The 222-nt window shown below is 36.0% G+C and carries 1 pseudogene; it reads left to right on the top strand.

What is annotated here, in order from left to right:
- A pseudogene (locus tag V6256_RS15710) lies at positions 1–222 on the top strand (threonine synthase); the annotation flags it as partial.

The raw sequence follows: 222 nt of genomic DNA, 5'->3' as shown, positions 1-222 counted from the left end.
GAATTAACTGCGCAGCTTGAAGAAGATGAAACTGGTATGTTCTTATGTACTGCACATCCTCCTAAATTTAAAGAAAGCGTTGAAGAAATTTTAGGAGGTGACATCTTTATTCCTGAAGCACTGGCTTCTCGTGCAGATTTACCAGTTCTGTCAAAAGAATTTCCTGATGATTTTGCTAAAGTACGTGAGTTATTAATGGCGCTTAAAACGTTATGTTTTTAT

The organism is Psychromonas aquatilis, from assembly GCF_038155185.1.
GTDB lineage: Bacteria > Pseudomonadota > Gammaproteobacteria > Enterobacterales > Psychromonadaceae > Psychromonas > Psychromonas aquatilis.
Note: the sequence above shows the minus strand (reverse complement) of the source record. Positions and strands in the feature narration are given on the sequence as shown.